At 40.5% G+C, this 15,753-nt stretch carries 15 protein-coding genes and 1 riboswitch; of the genes, 13 read left to right on the top strand and 2 right to left on the bottom strand.

Annotation, left to right across the window (positions count from 1 at the left end; all coding sequences use genetic code 11):
* Positions 1-81: 81 nt before the first annotated feature.
* The 12 genes from AC106S_RS13300 to AC106S_RS13245 all read left to right on the top strand — a co-directional run bounded on the left by AC106S_RS13300 (position 82) and on the right by AC106S_RS13245 (position 10,926).
* Positions 82-795, top strand: coding sequence for a Crp/Fnr family transcriptional regulator (locus AC106S_RS13300; RefSeq protein ID WP_482439742.1), 714 nt, complete (start codon positions 82-84; stop codon positions 793-795).
* Positions 796-857: 62 nt separating this feature from the next.
* On the top strand, positions 858-1,673 hold the full coding sequence (gene panB / locus AC106S_RS13295) for a 3-methyl-2-oxobutanoate hydroxymethyltransferase (RefSeq protein ID WP_482439741.1): 816 nt from the start codon (positions 858-860) through the stop codon (positions 1,671-1,673).
* Between the two features lie 3 nt (positions 1,674-1,676).
* Positions 1,677-1,994: a hypothetical protein gene (locus AC106S_RS13290; protein ID WP_482439739.1), complete on the top strand. Its 318-nt coding sequence runs from the start codon at positions 1,677-1,679 to the stop codon at positions 1,992-1,994.
* A 5-nt stretch (positions 1,995-1,999) separates the two neighbouring features.
* Positions 2,000-2,680: an RluA family pseudouridine synthase gene (locus AC106S_RS13285; protein WP_482440603.1), complete on the top strand. Its 681-nt coding sequence runs from the start codon at positions 2,000-2,002 to the stop codon at positions 2,678-2,680.
* 192 nt (positions 2,681-2,872) lie between these two features.
* The gene (locus tag AC106S_RS13280; protein WP_482439737.1) at positions 2,873-4,711 is read left to right on the top strand and encodes a T9SS type A sorting domain-containing protein; all 1,839 of its coding nucleotides are present in this window, start codon (positions 2,873-2,875) and stop codon (positions 4,709-4,711) included.
* A 98-nt stretch (positions 4,712-4,809) separates the two neighbouring features.
* Positions 4,810-4,906: riboswitch (TPP riboswitch) on the top strand.
* Between the two features lie 57 nt (positions 4,907-4,963).
* Positions 4,964-5,170 (top strand): sulfur carrier protein ThiS, encoded by a 207-nt coding sequence (thiS, locus tag AC106S_RS13275; RefSeq protein ID WP_482439735.1) that lies wholly within the window; start codon positions 4,964-4,966, stop codon positions 5,168-5,170.
* Between the two features lie 12 nt (positions 5,171-5,182).
* Positions 5,183-6,994, top strand: a complete 1,812-nt coding sequence (thiC, locus tag AC106S_RS13270; protein ID WP_482439733.1) for a phosphomethylpyrimidine synthase ThiC — start codon at positions 5,183-5,185, stop codon at positions 6,992-6,994.
* A complete protein-coding gene (locus tag AC106S_RS13265; protein WP_482439731.1) occupies positions 6,991-7,578 on the top strand; it encodes a thiamine phosphate synthase in 588 nt (195 codons plus the stop codon). Before thiC ends, AC106S_RS13265 begins: the two co-directional genes overlap by 4 nt.
* A 20-nt stretch (positions 7,579-7,598) precedes the next feature.
* A complete protein-coding gene (gene thiE / locus AC106S_RS13260) occupies positions 7,599-8,213 on the top strand; it encodes a thiamine phosphate synthase (RefSeq protein ID WP_482439729.1) in 615 nt (204 codons plus the stop codon).
* An 89-nt stretch (positions 8,214-8,302) separates the two neighbouring features.
* A complete protein-coding gene (locus AC106S_RS13255) occupies positions 8,303-9,079 on the top strand; it encodes a thiazole synthase (RefSeq protein ID WP_482439727.1) in 777 nt (258 codons plus the stop codon).
* A 9-nt stretch (positions 9,080-9,088) separates the two neighbouring features.
* A complete protein-coding gene (thiH, locus tag AC106S_RS13250; protein ID WP_482439725.1) occupies positions 9,089-10,213 on the top strand; it encodes a 2-iminoacetate synthase ThiH in 1,125 nt (374 codons plus the stop codon).
* Between the two features lie 2 nt (positions 10,214-10,215).
* On the top strand, positions 10,216-10,926 hold the full coding sequence (locus tag AC106S_RS13245) for a HesA/MoeB/ThiF family protein (protein ID WP_482439724.1): 711 nt from the start codon (positions 10,216-10,218) through the stop codon (positions 10,924-10,926).
* Between the two features lie 139 nt (positions 10,927-11,065).
* Here AC106S_RS13245 and AC106S_RS13240 read toward each other — a convergent pair whose 3' ends face one another.
* Both AC106S_RS13240 and AC106S_RS13235 read right to left on the bottom strand, forming a co-directional pair.
* Entirely contained in the window at positions 11,066-13,291 is a 2,226-nt protein-coding gene (locus tag AC106S_RS13240; RefSeq protein ID WP_482439723.1) for a TonB-dependent receptor domain-containing protein, read from the bottom strand.
* A gap of 130 nt (positions 13,292-13,421) precedes the next feature.
* The gene (locus tag AC106S_RS13235; RefSeq protein WP_482439722.1) at positions 13,422-14,219 is read right to left on the bottom strand and encodes a LuxR C-terminal-related transcriptional regulator; all 798 of its coding nucleotides are present in this window, start codon (positions 14,217-14,219) and stop codon (positions 13,422-13,424) included.
* A gap of 705 nt (positions 14,220-14,924) precedes the next feature.
* On the opposite strand from AC106S_RS13235, the gene AC106S_RS13230 reads away from it, so the two are divergent.
* Positions 14,925-15,740 (top strand): hypothetical protein, encoded by an 816-nt coding sequence (locus tag AC106S_RS13230; RefSeq protein WP_482439721.1) that lies wholly within the window; start codon positions 14,925-14,927, stop codon positions 15,738-15,740.
* Positions 15,741-15,753 lie beyond the last annotated feature (13 nt).

The raw sequence follows: 15,753 nt of genomic DNA, 5'->3' as shown, positions 1-15,753 counted from the left end.
AATATTGAACTACAAAATTATAACAATTTTTTTTGTTTATCGAGTTAAAAAGTTCTATTTTTGTGATAAATGTCATATAAAATGTCGCAGGAACAACAGATTGCAATTGAAGAGAGGTTCGCCAGGGTTTTTAATGATAAATCTTTTAAGGAAAGACTTTCCAGTGCAGATTTTGAAAAATATATTAACGGCAAAAAAAGACTGAGTTTTCAGAAACATGATACCATTTTCGAAGATGGAGAAACGCCGAGAGGTGTTTTCGTTCTTGAAAAAGGAGCCGCTAAATTATCCAAATCAGGAGCTTTCGGAAAAGACCAGATCTTACGGTTTATCAAAGAGGGGGACATCATCGGCTATCGTTCATTGCTTTGCGGGGAAAATTTCCAGGCAAAGGCTGAGGCTATGACGGATATTGAATGCATTTTCCTTCCTGCAGACATCTTCATGTATCTTCTTGAGGTAGATCCGCAGCTGTCTTTTGTTATGCTTCAGAAAATCGCTTACGAACTGGGAGAATCTTCCAATACCATCACTTTCCTTGCCCAGAAAACCGTTCGGGAAAGACTGGCGGAAATATTACTGTTACTGGAGCAGAAACTGGGAGTTGATCCTGAAGGGTTCATCAAAATTTCTTTAACAAGAGAAGAGATTGCCAACATTATCGGAACGGCTACCGAAAGTGCCATCCGTCTGATCTCCGAATTTAAAGGAGACAGTCTCATCGAGGTAGACGGCAGAAATATCAAAATCCTGAATCACGACAAACTCATGAAACTGGGTCACGTAGTTTTATAAAAATCATACAAAAATTTAAGTCGGCGCAAGCCGACTTTTTAACTTTTAAAAATAGATACATTATGTCTGTTCATTCTGAAATTAAAAAAGTTACCACAGAAACCTTGCGTAAAATGAAATTCGACAAGGAAAAAATAACCATGCTTACCGCTTACGATTTTACCACAGCAAAAATGGTAGATGCAGGAGGAGTGGATGCCATCCTGATCGGAGACTCGGCTGCCAATGTAATGGCCGGTTTTGAAACTACATTGCCTATTACCCTGGATCAGATGATTTATCACGCTCAAAGTGTGGTAAGAGGAACCGACAGGGCTTTGGTTGTAGCAGACCTGCCTTTCGGAACTTATCAGAGCAATCCTGAAAAAGCATTGGAATCTGCGGTAAGAATGATGAAAGAAGGCGGAGCACACGCTGTGAAGATTGAGGGTGGAAAAGAAATTTCCAAATCGATCAAAAAAATCATCAATGCCGGAATTCCCGTGATGGGACATCTGGGATTAACTCCGCAGTCTATCTATAAATTCGGAACCTATAAAGTAAGAGCAAAAGAAGAAGCAGAAGCTGAAAAACTGATCGAAGATGCACAGCTCTTAGAAAAATTAGGATGTTTTTCTATTGTTCTGGAAAAAATTCCGGCTGAGCTGGCTAAAAAAGTGACGGAAAGTATTTCTATCCCAACTATCGGAATCGGTGCCGGTGCAGACTGTGACGGGCAGGTTCTGGTATATCATGATATGGTAGGAATGAACAAAGGATTCAGTCCTAAATTCCTGAGAAGATATCTCGACCTTTATACTGAAATTACGGGAGCTGTATCCCAATATGTGAAAGATGTAAAGAGTGTTGAATTTCCAAATGAGAATGAAAGTTATTAATCTATGAACAGTCAACAGAAATCACTCCAGGGAATGTTGTCAATTGCAGCACTTATATGTCTTGCAGTAGGCTGGTTCAATCTGTTTTCCCCGGCAATCAACGAACTTCTTTCCAGAAAAATATTTTATGTACTCATGGGAGCCAGTTTCTTTATTCAGGCACCTTTGTTTTTGAACAAAAACCTGTCCTATGCCATGTATGCTGCTGCGCTCATCTGTGTTGTGGGGGCGTTTTTACCGGAAGGCTCAAAACTTTCATTCATTAAAACGCTGGGGCTTTTAGGGGGAATTATTCTTTCACTGACCAACAGACCCCGATAAATAAGATCATGGAGGAGCAGATTGTGTATGAAGATAACCATCTACTGGTGGTGAATAAAAAAGTCGGGCAACTGGTACAGGGTGATAAAACCGGTGATGAGTCATTACTGGAAACCATCAAAAATTTTATAAAAAAAAGAGATAACAAGCCGGGGAATGTGTTCCTCGGCCTTGTGCACCGTATAGACCGCCCTACCTCGGGCTTGGTGATCTATGCCAAAACGTCCAAAGCGCTCTCCCGCCTTACCCAGATGGTAAAAAACAGGGAGATTAAAAAGACTTATTGGGCGGTAGTGGGGAAAGAAATGATCCCGCAAACCCAAAGACTGGTTCATTATTTAAAGAAAAACGAGAAAAACAATAAAGCAATTGTATTTCCCAAAGCAACGGAAGGGGCCAAAGAAGCAATTCTGACGTACCATGTGATCAAAACACTGGATAACTATATGCTTCTTGAAATTGATCTTGAAACCGGCAGGCACCATCAGATCCGGGCCCAGCTTTCCAAAACAGGGGTTCCCATCAAAGGAGATCTCAAATATGGTTCTCCCCGTTCCAATCCCGATGGCGGTATTAATCTTCATGCAAGAAAACTGGAGTTTATCCATCCGGTAATTAAAGAGAAAATTGAAATTACGGCTCCCGTTCCGCAGAATGATGCCGTCTGGAGAGCTTGTGAAGACTAGAATAAAAATCCTGCAGTATCTGCAGGATTTCTTTTTTTGGCTCATCCGTAGTATTTTATTTTGTCTAAACATTATTATTGTTGATAATTTTAATTTTATTCATGTTTAATGATTTATTTTTAATATATTCTATATTATAATGAAATATTGATAAATAAAATGTATATTAGTTGTAATTAAATATAATTCATTATGAAGCATTTTTATCAGTTTTTTTCTCAACGAAAAGAAAAAATAAATTATTTAAAGAGTGCCTTACTGGGGTTGGTTGCCCTGTCAGGTGGTACGGGTATGACCTATGCACAGGTAAGCAGTTATGTATTTTCTCAATCATCTGAAACGTATACTCCTGTTTCAGGGACTGTTTTAGCGGAAGCCACAGGGAATACATCCTCTACAAGCCTCGATGATTCCATTTATCCGGTTAGTCTGCCTTTTGATTTTGCTTTTAACGGAATTGTCTATAATTCCCTTAATGTTTCCACAAACGGATTTGTAACCTTTGGCTCAACAGCTCCTACCGGCAGTACTTATTCCCCTATATCATCTCTTACTACCGGATACAGTGGGGCTATTTCTGCCTGGGGAAAGGATCTTAACAGTGTATTCAGCATCAGTAATACAACCGGAAATATCAGCTGGGATGTAAGAGGAACTGCTCCCAACCGGGAAGTGGTGATACAGTGGAAAGATTTCAGACCTTCTTACAGTATTTCAACAACTTCTGTCTATGTTTTCTCCTTTCAGGTTATTTTGCAGGAAACTTCTAATATCATCAAAACAACGTACAGCAGCGGATCATTTTTAGTAGGGAGCACTGCCGTTTCCTCAACTGTTCAGATCGGGCTGAGGGGAAGTTCAACCAGCGATTTTAATAACAGGCTTAATGCCTCATCTCTGGAATTCATCAACTCCACAGCAGGAAATTCCAGCACTAGCAGTCAGTCATTTAATACGACAAACGCTATTCCCGGAATGCCAACGGAAGGGTTGACCTATACCTGGATACCACCAACCTGTTTCGCGCCCTCAGGAATCACGGTAACCGGAATAACCACCACTGCCGCTACTGTAAACTGGAATGCCCCATTTCCTTCTCCCGGGAACGGATATGATGTGTATTATTCCACTTCCAATACAGCTCCCGATTCTTCTACCCCTCCCAGCCAAACGGGTATAGCCGGACTTTCTGCAAACTTATCACTGCAGCCGAATACCAACTATTTTGTGTGGGTACGGTCAGTCTGCAGCCCAACTGAGAAAAGCAGCTGGTCTTCAGTCACAAGTTTTGCAACGCAATGCAACGCTCTTCCCGGAGCTTATTTTGAAGGATTTGAAGACTATCAGGGTACTGTGAATGGAGTTGCTGGTGTTTTACCTGCCTGCTGGACTAATTTAGGGACTACCACCGGAGGTCACATTTCAAACAGTACAACGATTACAGGAAGTAAGACTCTCTATTTATGGACATCGGGAACTTCTTATATCGGTTATGTTACACTTCCTCCAATGAGTACACTTCAGTCGGGGGAATACAAACTGAAATTTGATGCTTTGGCTTCTGTAACAGCAGGAGGTATTCTTCAGATCGGTTATCTGGATACATCAAATAATTTTGTTGAATTAACAACGTTCAGTGTTGCCAGTACTAATACTGTATATCCATTTTCTTTTGATATTCCGGCTTTACCGGCAGGGGTAACCCAACTGGCTCTGAAAAATCTCGGAACACCTGCCAGAAGCCTTTCTATCGATAACGTTTCTTATGAACCCCAAACTTTGGGAACTTCAGAAGTGGCTAAAAAAGATCCTCTGAAAGTTTATCCGAACCCATTCAGTGATGTGATCACTATTTCTGATATAGAAAAAGTGAAATCCGTTTCTGTGACGGATATTTCAGGAAGAATGATCAGAACGGTAGATGATGTTTCTTCAGAAATCAATTTATCAGAGCTTAAGACAGGATTATATATTCTTAATGTTCAATATAAAGACGGAACAAAATCGGCCCATAAAATCATTAAGAAATAATAAAAAAATAATATTCAATACAGAAAGCGGTGGGATTCCATCGCTTTTTTTGTTTGCAGACTAATTTTGCCCGTTCTGAAAAAAATAACTAACTTCGTCCCATACTTTAGGGGTGTCTGTAAACAACAGACTGAGACTTTACCCTTTGAACCTGATCTGGATCATACCAGCGTAGGGAAAAGTAGGTGACTTTTGCTGTACATTCTATTGTACAATAACGGCCATTCCTAAAGTGTATTTAAATTATTAGGAATGGAACTTACAATCAACCACACCCGAAAAACATTTGCCATACTTCCTGAAAATCTGGAAGCACTCATCGCTTTGGAATTACCAGGAAAGAAAAAAGGGATTGCCGTAGCGCTCAATAACCGTATTATTCCGCTGTCTGCCTGGGCAGAGACTATTCTCAGCGATAAAGATTCAATATTAATCATCACTGCTGCTCAGGGCGGCTAATAAAATACACTTATGGCTCATTCAATCACACGTTCGCCTTTTCCGAACTCTAAAAAAATCTATGTTGAAGGTACAGTGCATCCTGTAAAGGTTGCCATGCGCGAAATTCAGCTAAGTCCTACAAAACTCAGTAACGGTACTCTGGAAAGTAATCTCCCGGTAACGGTTTACGATACTTCGGGTCCCTATACAGACGAAAGTTCAGAAATTAATATTCTGAAAGGATTGCCGAGAATCCGGGAGCAGTGGATTCTTGACAGGGAAGATGTTGAGATTCTGGACAGTATTACATCAGAATACGGTAAAGCCCGTCTTGCAGATCCAGGTCTTGATGAACTGCGCTTTTCCTATAACCATAACCCTAAAGTTGCAAGGGAGGGAAAAGAGGTGACCCAGCTTTATTATGCAAAGCAGGGCATCATCACCCCTGAAATGGAATATGTCGCAATCCGCGAAAACCAGAAGATCGGGCAGCTGGAATCCGTCTCAAAAGAAATGGCGTTTCAGCATCCGGGAAACAGTTTCGGAGCGAATACTCCCAAAAATAAAATTACCCCGGAATTTGTAAGAGATGAAATCGCAGCAGGAAGGGCAATTATTCCAAACAATATCAACCATCCGGAAAGTGAACCTATGATTATCGGACGGAATTTTCTGGTTAAGATCAATGCCAATATCGGAAACAGTGCTGTTTCGTCAAGCATTGAAGAAGAGGTTGAAAAAGCAGTATGGGCATGCCGCTGGGGAGCAGATACCATTATGGATCTTTCCACGGGAAAAAATATTCATGAAACCAGGGAATGGATCATCAGAAACAGCCCGGTTCCTATTGGGACGGTTCCTATTTATCAGGCACTGGAAAAAGTAAAGGGAATTCCTGAGAACCTGACGTGGGAGATCTTTAAAGATACTCTGATTGAGCAGGCAGAGCAGGGCGTGTCTTATTTTACCATTCATGCAGGGGTGTTACTGAGATACATTCATTTAACCGTTAACAGGGTGACAGGAATTGTTTCAAGAGGCGGTTCCATTATGGCTAAATGGTGTCTTTACCATCATAAGGAGAACTTCCTGTATACTCATTTTGAAGAGATCTGTGAGATCATGAAGAAATATGATGTTGCTTTTTCTCTCGGCGACGGTCTCCGCCCCGGATCGATTGCAGATGCCAATGATGCCGCGCAGTTTGCCGAACTGGAAACTTTAGGGGAGCTAACGAAAATTGCGTGGAAACATAATGTACAGGTGATGATTGAAGGTCCCGGCCATGTTCCGATGCATATGATCAGAGAGAATATGGATAAGCAGCTTAAAGAATGCCATGAAGCGCCGTTCTATACATTAGGACCGCTTACCACAGACATTGCTCCGGGTTATGACCACATCACTTCCGGAATCGGAGCAGCGATGATAGGGTGGTTCGGCTGTGCCATGCTGTGTTATGTAACACCAAAGGAACATCTGGGACTTCCCAATAAAAAAGATGTGAAAGATGGGGTAATTACCTATAAACTGGCAGCTCATGCAGCTGATCTGGCAAAAGGGCATCCCGGCGCACAGTACAGGGATAATGCATTGAGCAAAGCAAGATTTGAGTTCCGCTGGGAAGATCAGTTCAATCTTTCATTAGATCCGGATACCGCCAGAGCATATCACGACGAAACTCTTCCGGCGGAAGGTGCAAAGATTGCCCACTTCTGTTCCATGTGCGGTCCTAAATTCTGTTCCATGAAAATTACCCAGGAGATCAGGGAATCTGCTGAAAAAGGAATGCTGGGTAAATCACAGGAGTTTATAGAAAAAGGAAAAGAAATTTATATATGATCGTAGTTATCACTCCTGAGCTGATCATTCCTGATGAAGCGGAAACGATCAATCAATTGTTCCGGAGCGGGCTGAGCCTGCTTCATATCCGGAAACCTTTGACCGGCAGAAATGAACTGACCGGGTTTCTTGACAGGATTGATGCCTCTTTTTATCCTCAGCTGGTATTGCACAGTCATTATGAAGTAGCCGATGATTATGGAATTTCACGTTTTCACTTCAGGGAAGAGGCCGGGAAGAACGGAGACTATGAACGGTACACCGGTAAGGGTACCGTTTCAACATCCGTTCATGATATTGAAACGTACAATGAGCTGGGGAAAGAATGGGAATATGCTTTTATCAGCCCGGTTTTTCCAAGTATTTCAAAAAAAGGATATGGTGAAAATACGGAAATCATTCATGAAATATCCCATAGAAATAATCCTGATGTAAAACTGATTGCGCTGGGCGGGATCAATGAAAATAATATCCGGGAAATATCAGGCCATAAAGTAGACGGAGTGGCTTTGTTGGGTGCGGTCTGGGAAAGTAAACATCCTTTACAGGTCTTTGAAAAATGCCAACGAAATCTTCTTTTGTAATCGGTGTAAAGAAATTAACAATGGAGAAATTACAGTACATATCACAGGGGAATACCAGGAAAGAACAGGAGTTTAATATACAAAATGCTCTGGATAACGGAATACAGTGGATTCAGGTCCGGTGGAAAAATGCTCCGCAAAATGAGCTGGCCCGGCTTTGTGAAGTTTCAAGAAAGCTGTGTTCAGAATATGGGGCCGTCCTTATCATTAATGATCATATTCAATTGGCGAAAGAAGCCGATGCAGATGGCGTTCATTTAGGGCTTAATGATACCTCAATTGAGGAAGCAAGGCTGATTTTGGGCGATCATAGAATAATAGGAGGGACAGCCAATACCATCCATAATGTTCTTCAGAGAATGAATGAGCCGTGTGACTATATTGGTCTGGGGCCGCTGAGGTTTACAGCTACCAAAGAAAAACTGAGTCCTGTTCTTGGCTTTGAAGGGTACCGGGAAATTATTAAAAATCTGGAGGAAAAAGCATTGGAGATTCCGAAGATCTTTGCCATTGGCAGTGTCACCCTTGAAGATGTTTTGCCCTTACGGCAGATCGGGATCTATGGCGTTGCGGTATCAGGAGTGATTACCGGTCAGCCGGCACTGATTCGGGAGTTTAAAAAAGCAGTGATCTGAAATAATTGTTTTGAACGAAAGATTTCGGTTAATGATCATTAACAACACTATCAGCGGAATATAACTTTAGAAAAAATAAACAGTAAAATATGGATAATCAGAAATTAATAATAGCAGACAGGATATTTGAATCAAGACTGTTTCTGGGAACGGGTAAATTCGGTGATCTCAGAGAAATGGCAGCATCCGTTACGGCATCGGAGACCAATATGGTGACGATGGCTCTGAAGCGGATCGATTCCCAGGCTGAGGAAGACGGTTTGCTGGATTCACTGAAAAATACCCGTGTGCATCTGCTCCCCAATACTTCAGGGGCAAGAACTTCTAAAGAAGCGGTATTGGCAGCCCAGCTCGCCAGAGAGGCTCTGGAAACCAACTGGATAAAACTCGAAATTCATCCCGACCCGAAATACCTTCTTCCCGATCCGGTAGAAACTCTTTACGCTACCGAAGAGCTTGCAAAACTGGGGTTTGTGGTCATGCCTTATATTCATGCTGATCCGGTACTGTGCAAACGTCTTGAAGATGCAGGAACTGCTGTGGTCATGCCTTTGGGAGCTCCTATCGGAACCAATAAAGGGCTGAGAACACTTGATTTTCTTGAAATCATCATCAGTCAGACTAAGGTGCCTGTGGTGGTAGACGCGGGAATAGGAGCACCATCGGATGCCGCCAAAGCAATGGAGATGGGAGCGGATGCGGTGTTGGTAAATACAGCAATTGCTGTGGCGGGAAATCCGGTGAATATGGCTGTTGCCTTTAAAGAAGGAGTCATTGCAGGAAGAAGAGCTTTTGAATCCGGATTGGGTGCCGTTACGGATCATGCGGAAGCTTCCAGCCCGTTAACGTCTTTTTTATTCGGATAATACAGGAGAATGAGCAGTTTTAAAGATACTTTTGAAGCTTATCACTGGGATGAGGTAAAAGCAAGGCTGGAAAGTGTAACGCTGTCCGATGTACTGAAGAGCCTTCAGAAAAAGCATAAAACACCGGATGATTTTCTGAATCTGCTGTCTTCTGCCGCTGCTGAAAAACTTGAGCTGATGGCGAAAATGGCCAGGATGGCTACCCAAAAACGTTTCGGTAAAACGATTCAGCTATACGCACCGATGTATCTCAGCAATGAATGCCAGAATATCTGTACCTACTGCGGCTTCAGTCTTGATAACCCGCTGAGGAGAAAAACACTTTCGGATACCGAGATAATGGTGGAAGCTTCCGTTTTAAAATCTATGGGAGTAAACCATGTTCTGCTGGTAAGCGGTGAGGCGAACAAAACAGTAGGTGTTCCGTATTTCCGGAATGCAGTGAGGCTGCTCAGACCTCATTTTGCCAATATTTCGGTTGAAGTACAGCCCCTCTCGGAAGAGGAATATTCGGTACTGCATCAGGAAGGGGTACATTCTGTGCTGGTTTATCAGGAAACGTATCACCGGGAAGTGTATAAAGAATATCATCCTAAAGGCAAAAAATCAAACTTTCATTTCCGGCTGGAGACCCCTGACAGAATCGGAAGAGCGGGAATCCATAAAATCGGGCTTGGGGTCCTGCTTGGTCTGGAAGACTGGCGGGTGGACAGTTTTTTTAATGCCCTTCATATTGATTATTTACAGAAAATATACTGGAAGAGCCGGTTTTCTGTTTCATTTCCCAGACTCAGGCCGGCAGAAGGGATCATTGAACCCAATTTTATCATGGAAGACAGAGATCTGCTCCAGCTGATCTGTGCTTACAGGATCTGGAATGAAGACCTTGAAATTTCCATATCCACCCGTGAAAACGAGACATTCAGAAACCATATTATTTCCCTGGGAGCAACGGCGATGAGTGCAGGTTCCAAAACAAACCCCGGTGGTTACGCTGTGGATAAAGAATCTCTGGAACAGTTTGAGACCAGCGATGAGCGAAGCATGGAAGAGATCAGGAATATAATAAAAAAAGCGGGATATGATCCGGTAATGAAAGACTGGGATTCCGTTTACAGCAGTTATAGAGGTTGAACATGAAAAAGGAAGATATTTTTGAGCGGTACAGCCGGCAGATATTTATAGAAGAGATCGGTTTGGATGGGCAGAAAAAAATACGGAGTTCCAAAGTTCTTGTGATAGGAGCCGGAGGTTTGGGAAGCCCTGTTATTCAGTATCTGGCAGCAGCCGGAGTGGGAACTCTCGGGATTGCGGATTTTGATGAGGTGGAGCTGCATAATCTGAACCGCCAAATCATTCATAACGAAAATACTGTGGGAACCCTTAAAGTTACCAGCGCGGAACAATTTGTAAAAAAGCTTAATCATCAGGTTAAATGTATAGGAATTAAGGAAAAAATAAATGAAGTAAATGCCGGAGAAATTCTTTGCCAATACGATATTATTATTGACGGATCAGATAATTTCTCAACAAGGTACCTGATTAATGATATCTGCGTAAAACTGAAAAAAACTCTGGTGTTTGGCAGTATTTCCGGGTTTTCGGGTCAGACTGCGGTATTTAATCATAATGGCAGTAAAAATCTTAGGGACCTGTTTCCCGAGCCTCCCTTTGATGAGGATATTCCGGATTGTGACAGCCTTGGGGTTTTAGGAGCATTACCCGGCATAATAGGCAGCATGATGGCTATTCAGGCTTTGAAAATTATTGCAGATCTCCCGGTGAGTTTAAATCAGCTTACCTTAGTGGATACATTGAACTGGAGATTCCAGACCGTAGTTTTTTAATGGAATAAAATACTGATGCTGTAATTTCTTTCCTCAGCACCTCATAACACTTATAAACTCCGTAAATATGACGAAATATAATTCTTTGATACCCTTAAAAATAAAAAGGCAGTAACCATTGTACTGCCTTTATAAATCTTTATTGCGGGGTCTGCATTACTCCTCCGCTTTCTTCTTTTTTGGTTTGATTCAGGATATTAGGATCCTCTTTTGCCAGTTTGTTTTTGGTAGGAATCTTATAATTGATCGAGATTCCGAAATTTCTGGTATCATTTTTAGAACGGATGGTTACCGGCATTCCCTGAAGCGGGCTGGAATGGGCCTGCATTACCTGGGAGTTGAAAATATCATTCGCAAATAATGAAACCGTTAAACGCTTATCCATAAACTTCTTGGTCAGGGTCAGGTTCAGAGAATTGTTGAATGGCTTGTCTGCGGTAAAATAAAAATAACTTCCTTTAGGGGTTAAATAGCTGTAATTGGCATTTAACGTTATTTCTTTCGGAAGAATCAGCTGCGTCATCACATTGAAAATCCAGAAACCTTTATTGTTCAGACCATCGATTTCATGCTTCTGATAACCCGCATAAAGATACATAAAGTTGATCTTGTCCGGATTGAAGTTGAATTTCATAATCTCACTCAGAGGTTTGCTGAAAACCATAAACGGAATCGGAAGACCTACATTGAAATTATGGATTCTCATATTGGAAATATTCACCTGCTGGTTATACAGGTTTTTTCCGTCCCTCATGATAAGCTGTGCTACCTGATTTTTTGCCGAACTTACACTGTATCCGATGAAAGCATAGTCAAAAGCGGAAACTTTCACCTCGTAATTATCAAATATCGTAGGCTGAAGATTCGGGTTACCGTTGATCTGTGTGTTAGGTCCTCCGAATGTCGTGTTATTCGGGTTCAGGGCAGAAATACTCGGAAGGCTGATTTTCTTGTTATAATTGGCAGCTACATACACCTGGTTCATCAGGTTGTACTGTACACTGGCGTTCGGGAAGAATTTGAATTTATTGAAAGGAAGAAGAGCAGCTTCTGTCAGGCCGTTCTGCGAACTGTATACTTTTGTTGTTCCGGAAATATCATAATTTTCGGCACGTCCACCCAGGATGAAGTCGAATTTTTTCAGCTTGGCCTGGAATTCAAGATAGGTGGAAGCAGTCTGTCTCTGGTACTCAAGGTTGGTTATACCTCTGCTTTCCGTATCGAAGTCCATTTTTTCATATAAACCTCCGAAGCTTACCTTACCTCCGTCCATCAGTTTAATCGGTTGCGAATAATCCACTTTAAAGTTCGCAATTCTCATGTCTGTGCTGTTGTTCAGGATATTTCCCGTAGGGTTGCCCACAGGCTGTCCGTCGGTAAAGGACTCATATCTCAGGATATTGTCCTGGTTGAATTTATTATCCGATTTGGTAAAGCCGAACTGGAAATCCAGTTTTTTAGATTTGTCATCAAAACGCTTCTGGTAGGTAACCACGGCTTCCTGTCTTACATTATTGGAATTCGAAGCGTCAAAATTATTATTAAACGTATAATCTTTCAGGTAATATCCATTTGGATTGGTTATATCCGGAATTATTTTCGTTGCAAATCCGCTGCTTAACGTATAATTATCATTATTGTTGTGATAAATGTCGTAGTTCAGCAATAGCCTGTCCATACCCAGATCAAAGGTAACACCGGCTTTTGCAAAATAACCGCGGCTTACCCTGTCCGTATTACTGCTCAGCAGCTCATCCTGCTGGTTTATCATCATATTTTCACGGTAGTTCTGGCCTACGTTCAGCTGCCATCCGAAATACTTATTTCTCGCATTCAGATTCAGGGAATTACTCGTCCGGCTTCTGTATTTATCATAGTCAGAGAATGAATAGTTTCCGGAATAGGTAGCTGTTAAATACTTATTGGCATTTTTATTCGTAATGATATTCATGATTGCGCCTCCGGAAGTAGCCGGAAATTCTGCTCCCGGCTGTGTAATCACTTCAATTCTTTCTACGGAATTGGCAGGCATTCCTTCAAGAAAAGAATTCAGTTCATTAGAGGTGATGTTTAAAGGGCGGCCGTTCAGGTATACATCCAGCATTTTTCCCTGGTACATCATTCCGGCAATATCCGTAGAAACCAGTCCCGGAAGCTTTTTTATGCCTTCAAGAACGTTTCCTGTATTCAGCTGCGGCTGTTCCGAGAAATCAAAAATAGTACGGTCTGCCTTCTGTTCGATGGCTTTTTTAGTTTTGGTGATCACAATCCCTTCAATCTGTTTTTCTTTCGAGGTATTGTTCTTTTCCTGAGAAAAAGCAAACAGAGAGCTTATCAGCGATATAGCGAATAAAGTTTTTTTCATAATGTTTTTTACTACTATCCGGTTAGACGCTAAAAAATAAAATTTGTTACATCTGCTCAAACAATTTTATTTTCAGAAATAGTTATTTAACCAGACTGCTGTCATTATGAAATATGTTCTGTTCCTATGCCTACATGTGCAACAAATTGTACTTCAAAACAAAAGCAACCAGTTCTGAAGAGGTTCTGGTTTCGGTTTTCCTTCTTAAGTTCTGTCTGTGATTCTCAACCGTAGTGTAGGAAATAGATAATTTCTGAGAAATTTCGGGAGAATTGAACCCCTGAATCATTAATTTTAAAATTTCTTTTTCCCGCTTGGTGATCGTAGGAATTTTGACGTCAATCTTTTGAATTTTGTCGTCTATGTGTTTATAATATTCCAGCGTATTATTATTATAATTTGTGACAGTAAGAAGAGGTACACTTGTTACTGAAATATGGGATAAGTCGTAGAACATATACAGCACACTTTCAATTTCCTGGTATTTATTAATATAGAAGTGCGATTGCATTATTACCCACCTGTATTCGTTGTTTTTATTTTTATATCTTGTATAAATGTTAAATTTCAGGTTATTACGTGATACCTCACTCGCATTGAAATATATTTCTTTTGTTAAGGTAGTCGCTGATAAAACATATTCAAGATCTTCAGGATGAAATGCTGATGAAAAATAGGAAAGATCATTACAGAACCATTCTTCTTCTGAAAAAGGGGTCATTTCAGTAATATTACTACTCAGCTCTTTTGCTTTATGCTCTGCATTACTTGTTTTAATGTAAAAATAAGGACCCACCGCATAGGTTTTAGCCATAGAGATCACTTCGGAAAATAATTCAACATAATCATGATCCTCAAGTGTTTTGTGTGATTTGTTTTTCTCCATAAATTCCTGCACACTCATAGAATTTATCTTTTTTCTTTCCATATAATTAGATGTAATTAAGTTGATAGGTTTTTAGGCAGAAAACGTTCGGTTAAACCGTAAACTTTCCTGAAACTATGGCCATTTAAAGATAAAGTTTTTAGTTTAATAATTTAAGATTTAAATAAGAAAAAACGTAAGTATTCAGAATATCAGGGGTTTGATATTTTGAAGGACAGGAGCCGGGAAAGGCTGTAATAAGGTCTTTTTACCGTTGGATGAGTACATATTCGGATAGGTAAAGTCCGCGTATTCAAAATCTTCTGGAAGGTCTAAAAAAATAATTTTTTAAAAAAATAGTAGATATCCATTATTTTTTAAGAATACTAAAAAAAATAATTTTGCAAAAAAAATTAAACACAAATGATGAAAATTAGTTCAACAAAAAGTGATCTAAACTTATTTACTTAAAAAAATTCTGAAAACAAAGGGATTTCAGTAAATAGGAGAGAACTGTAATTTTAGCATGTTACTGTTTCATATTGAAAACAGAATGATTAAACCTCAATGATCGGACGATTTCGATTTTGCATTTAAGAAGATAAAATAATATTATATTAATAATTTCATATAAGCAACAGGTTAATATTTATCAGATTATTTAGTGATATTATTTTATGTTTAGTATTTAATTAACACAAAGTGATTGTTTGCATCAACAGATAAAAGTATATTTGTTTATGTCACAATTATTAGAATAAATTTATAATGAAAAAACATTTATTAATCCTTTCATTCATTGCTTTGAATGGTACAGCTTACGCCCAGGTAGGCATCAATACAACTAATCCTAAAGGAACCTTCCACGTAGATGCCGGGAAAGACAATCCGGTTGCACCGGACGATCCCAACGCAACACAGCAGCTTAACGACTTTACTGTTACCCCTGCCGGAAATGTAGGTATCGGAACGAGCACCCCTACTGCAAAACTTCATATTAATAGTGAAACCAGGGGAGCGATAAAAATAGTAGACGGTTCCCAGGCAGCGGGAAGAGTATTAACCAGTGATGACAACGGGGTTGGAACATGGACTGCTCCCGGAGTATACAGATCAACTGTTTTGGGCAATTACACCAATGCTGTTTTAGCAACTCCTAATGGTACAAATACTACCGGAGACGGACAGAACAACCCGATAAACTCAGGGGTTACTATTTTCGTTCCGGAAGGAAAATGGGTAATCAACGCAGGAATTTCTTTTGACAATATAGGAAATACTACTGGTACGTTTTGGCAGCATGCTTATCTTTCTACCAGCCCAACTGCTGTTGCGAGTTCACCTGATTTTATTCAGATGGGGACTGCAGGGACAGGGACTGCATATGCAGGACTGATATTAGGAAGTTCAGTGAATTTTAGTGGAACAAGGTATGGCTTTATCTCCGGGGGATCTTTGATCGATGTAAAAAAACCTGGCGGAGTACTTATTTATCTGTTATTAGAGAACAGGTTGCCAACAAACAGTTACAGGTTCAATGCCGGTTTACCGGAAAACTATTTTTATGCAATTCCTATTAATTAATAGAGATAATAAA

This window comes from Chryseobacterium sp. FR054, assembly GCF_056844565.1.
This window is presented reverse-complemented; position numbering and strand designations above follow the sequence as displayed.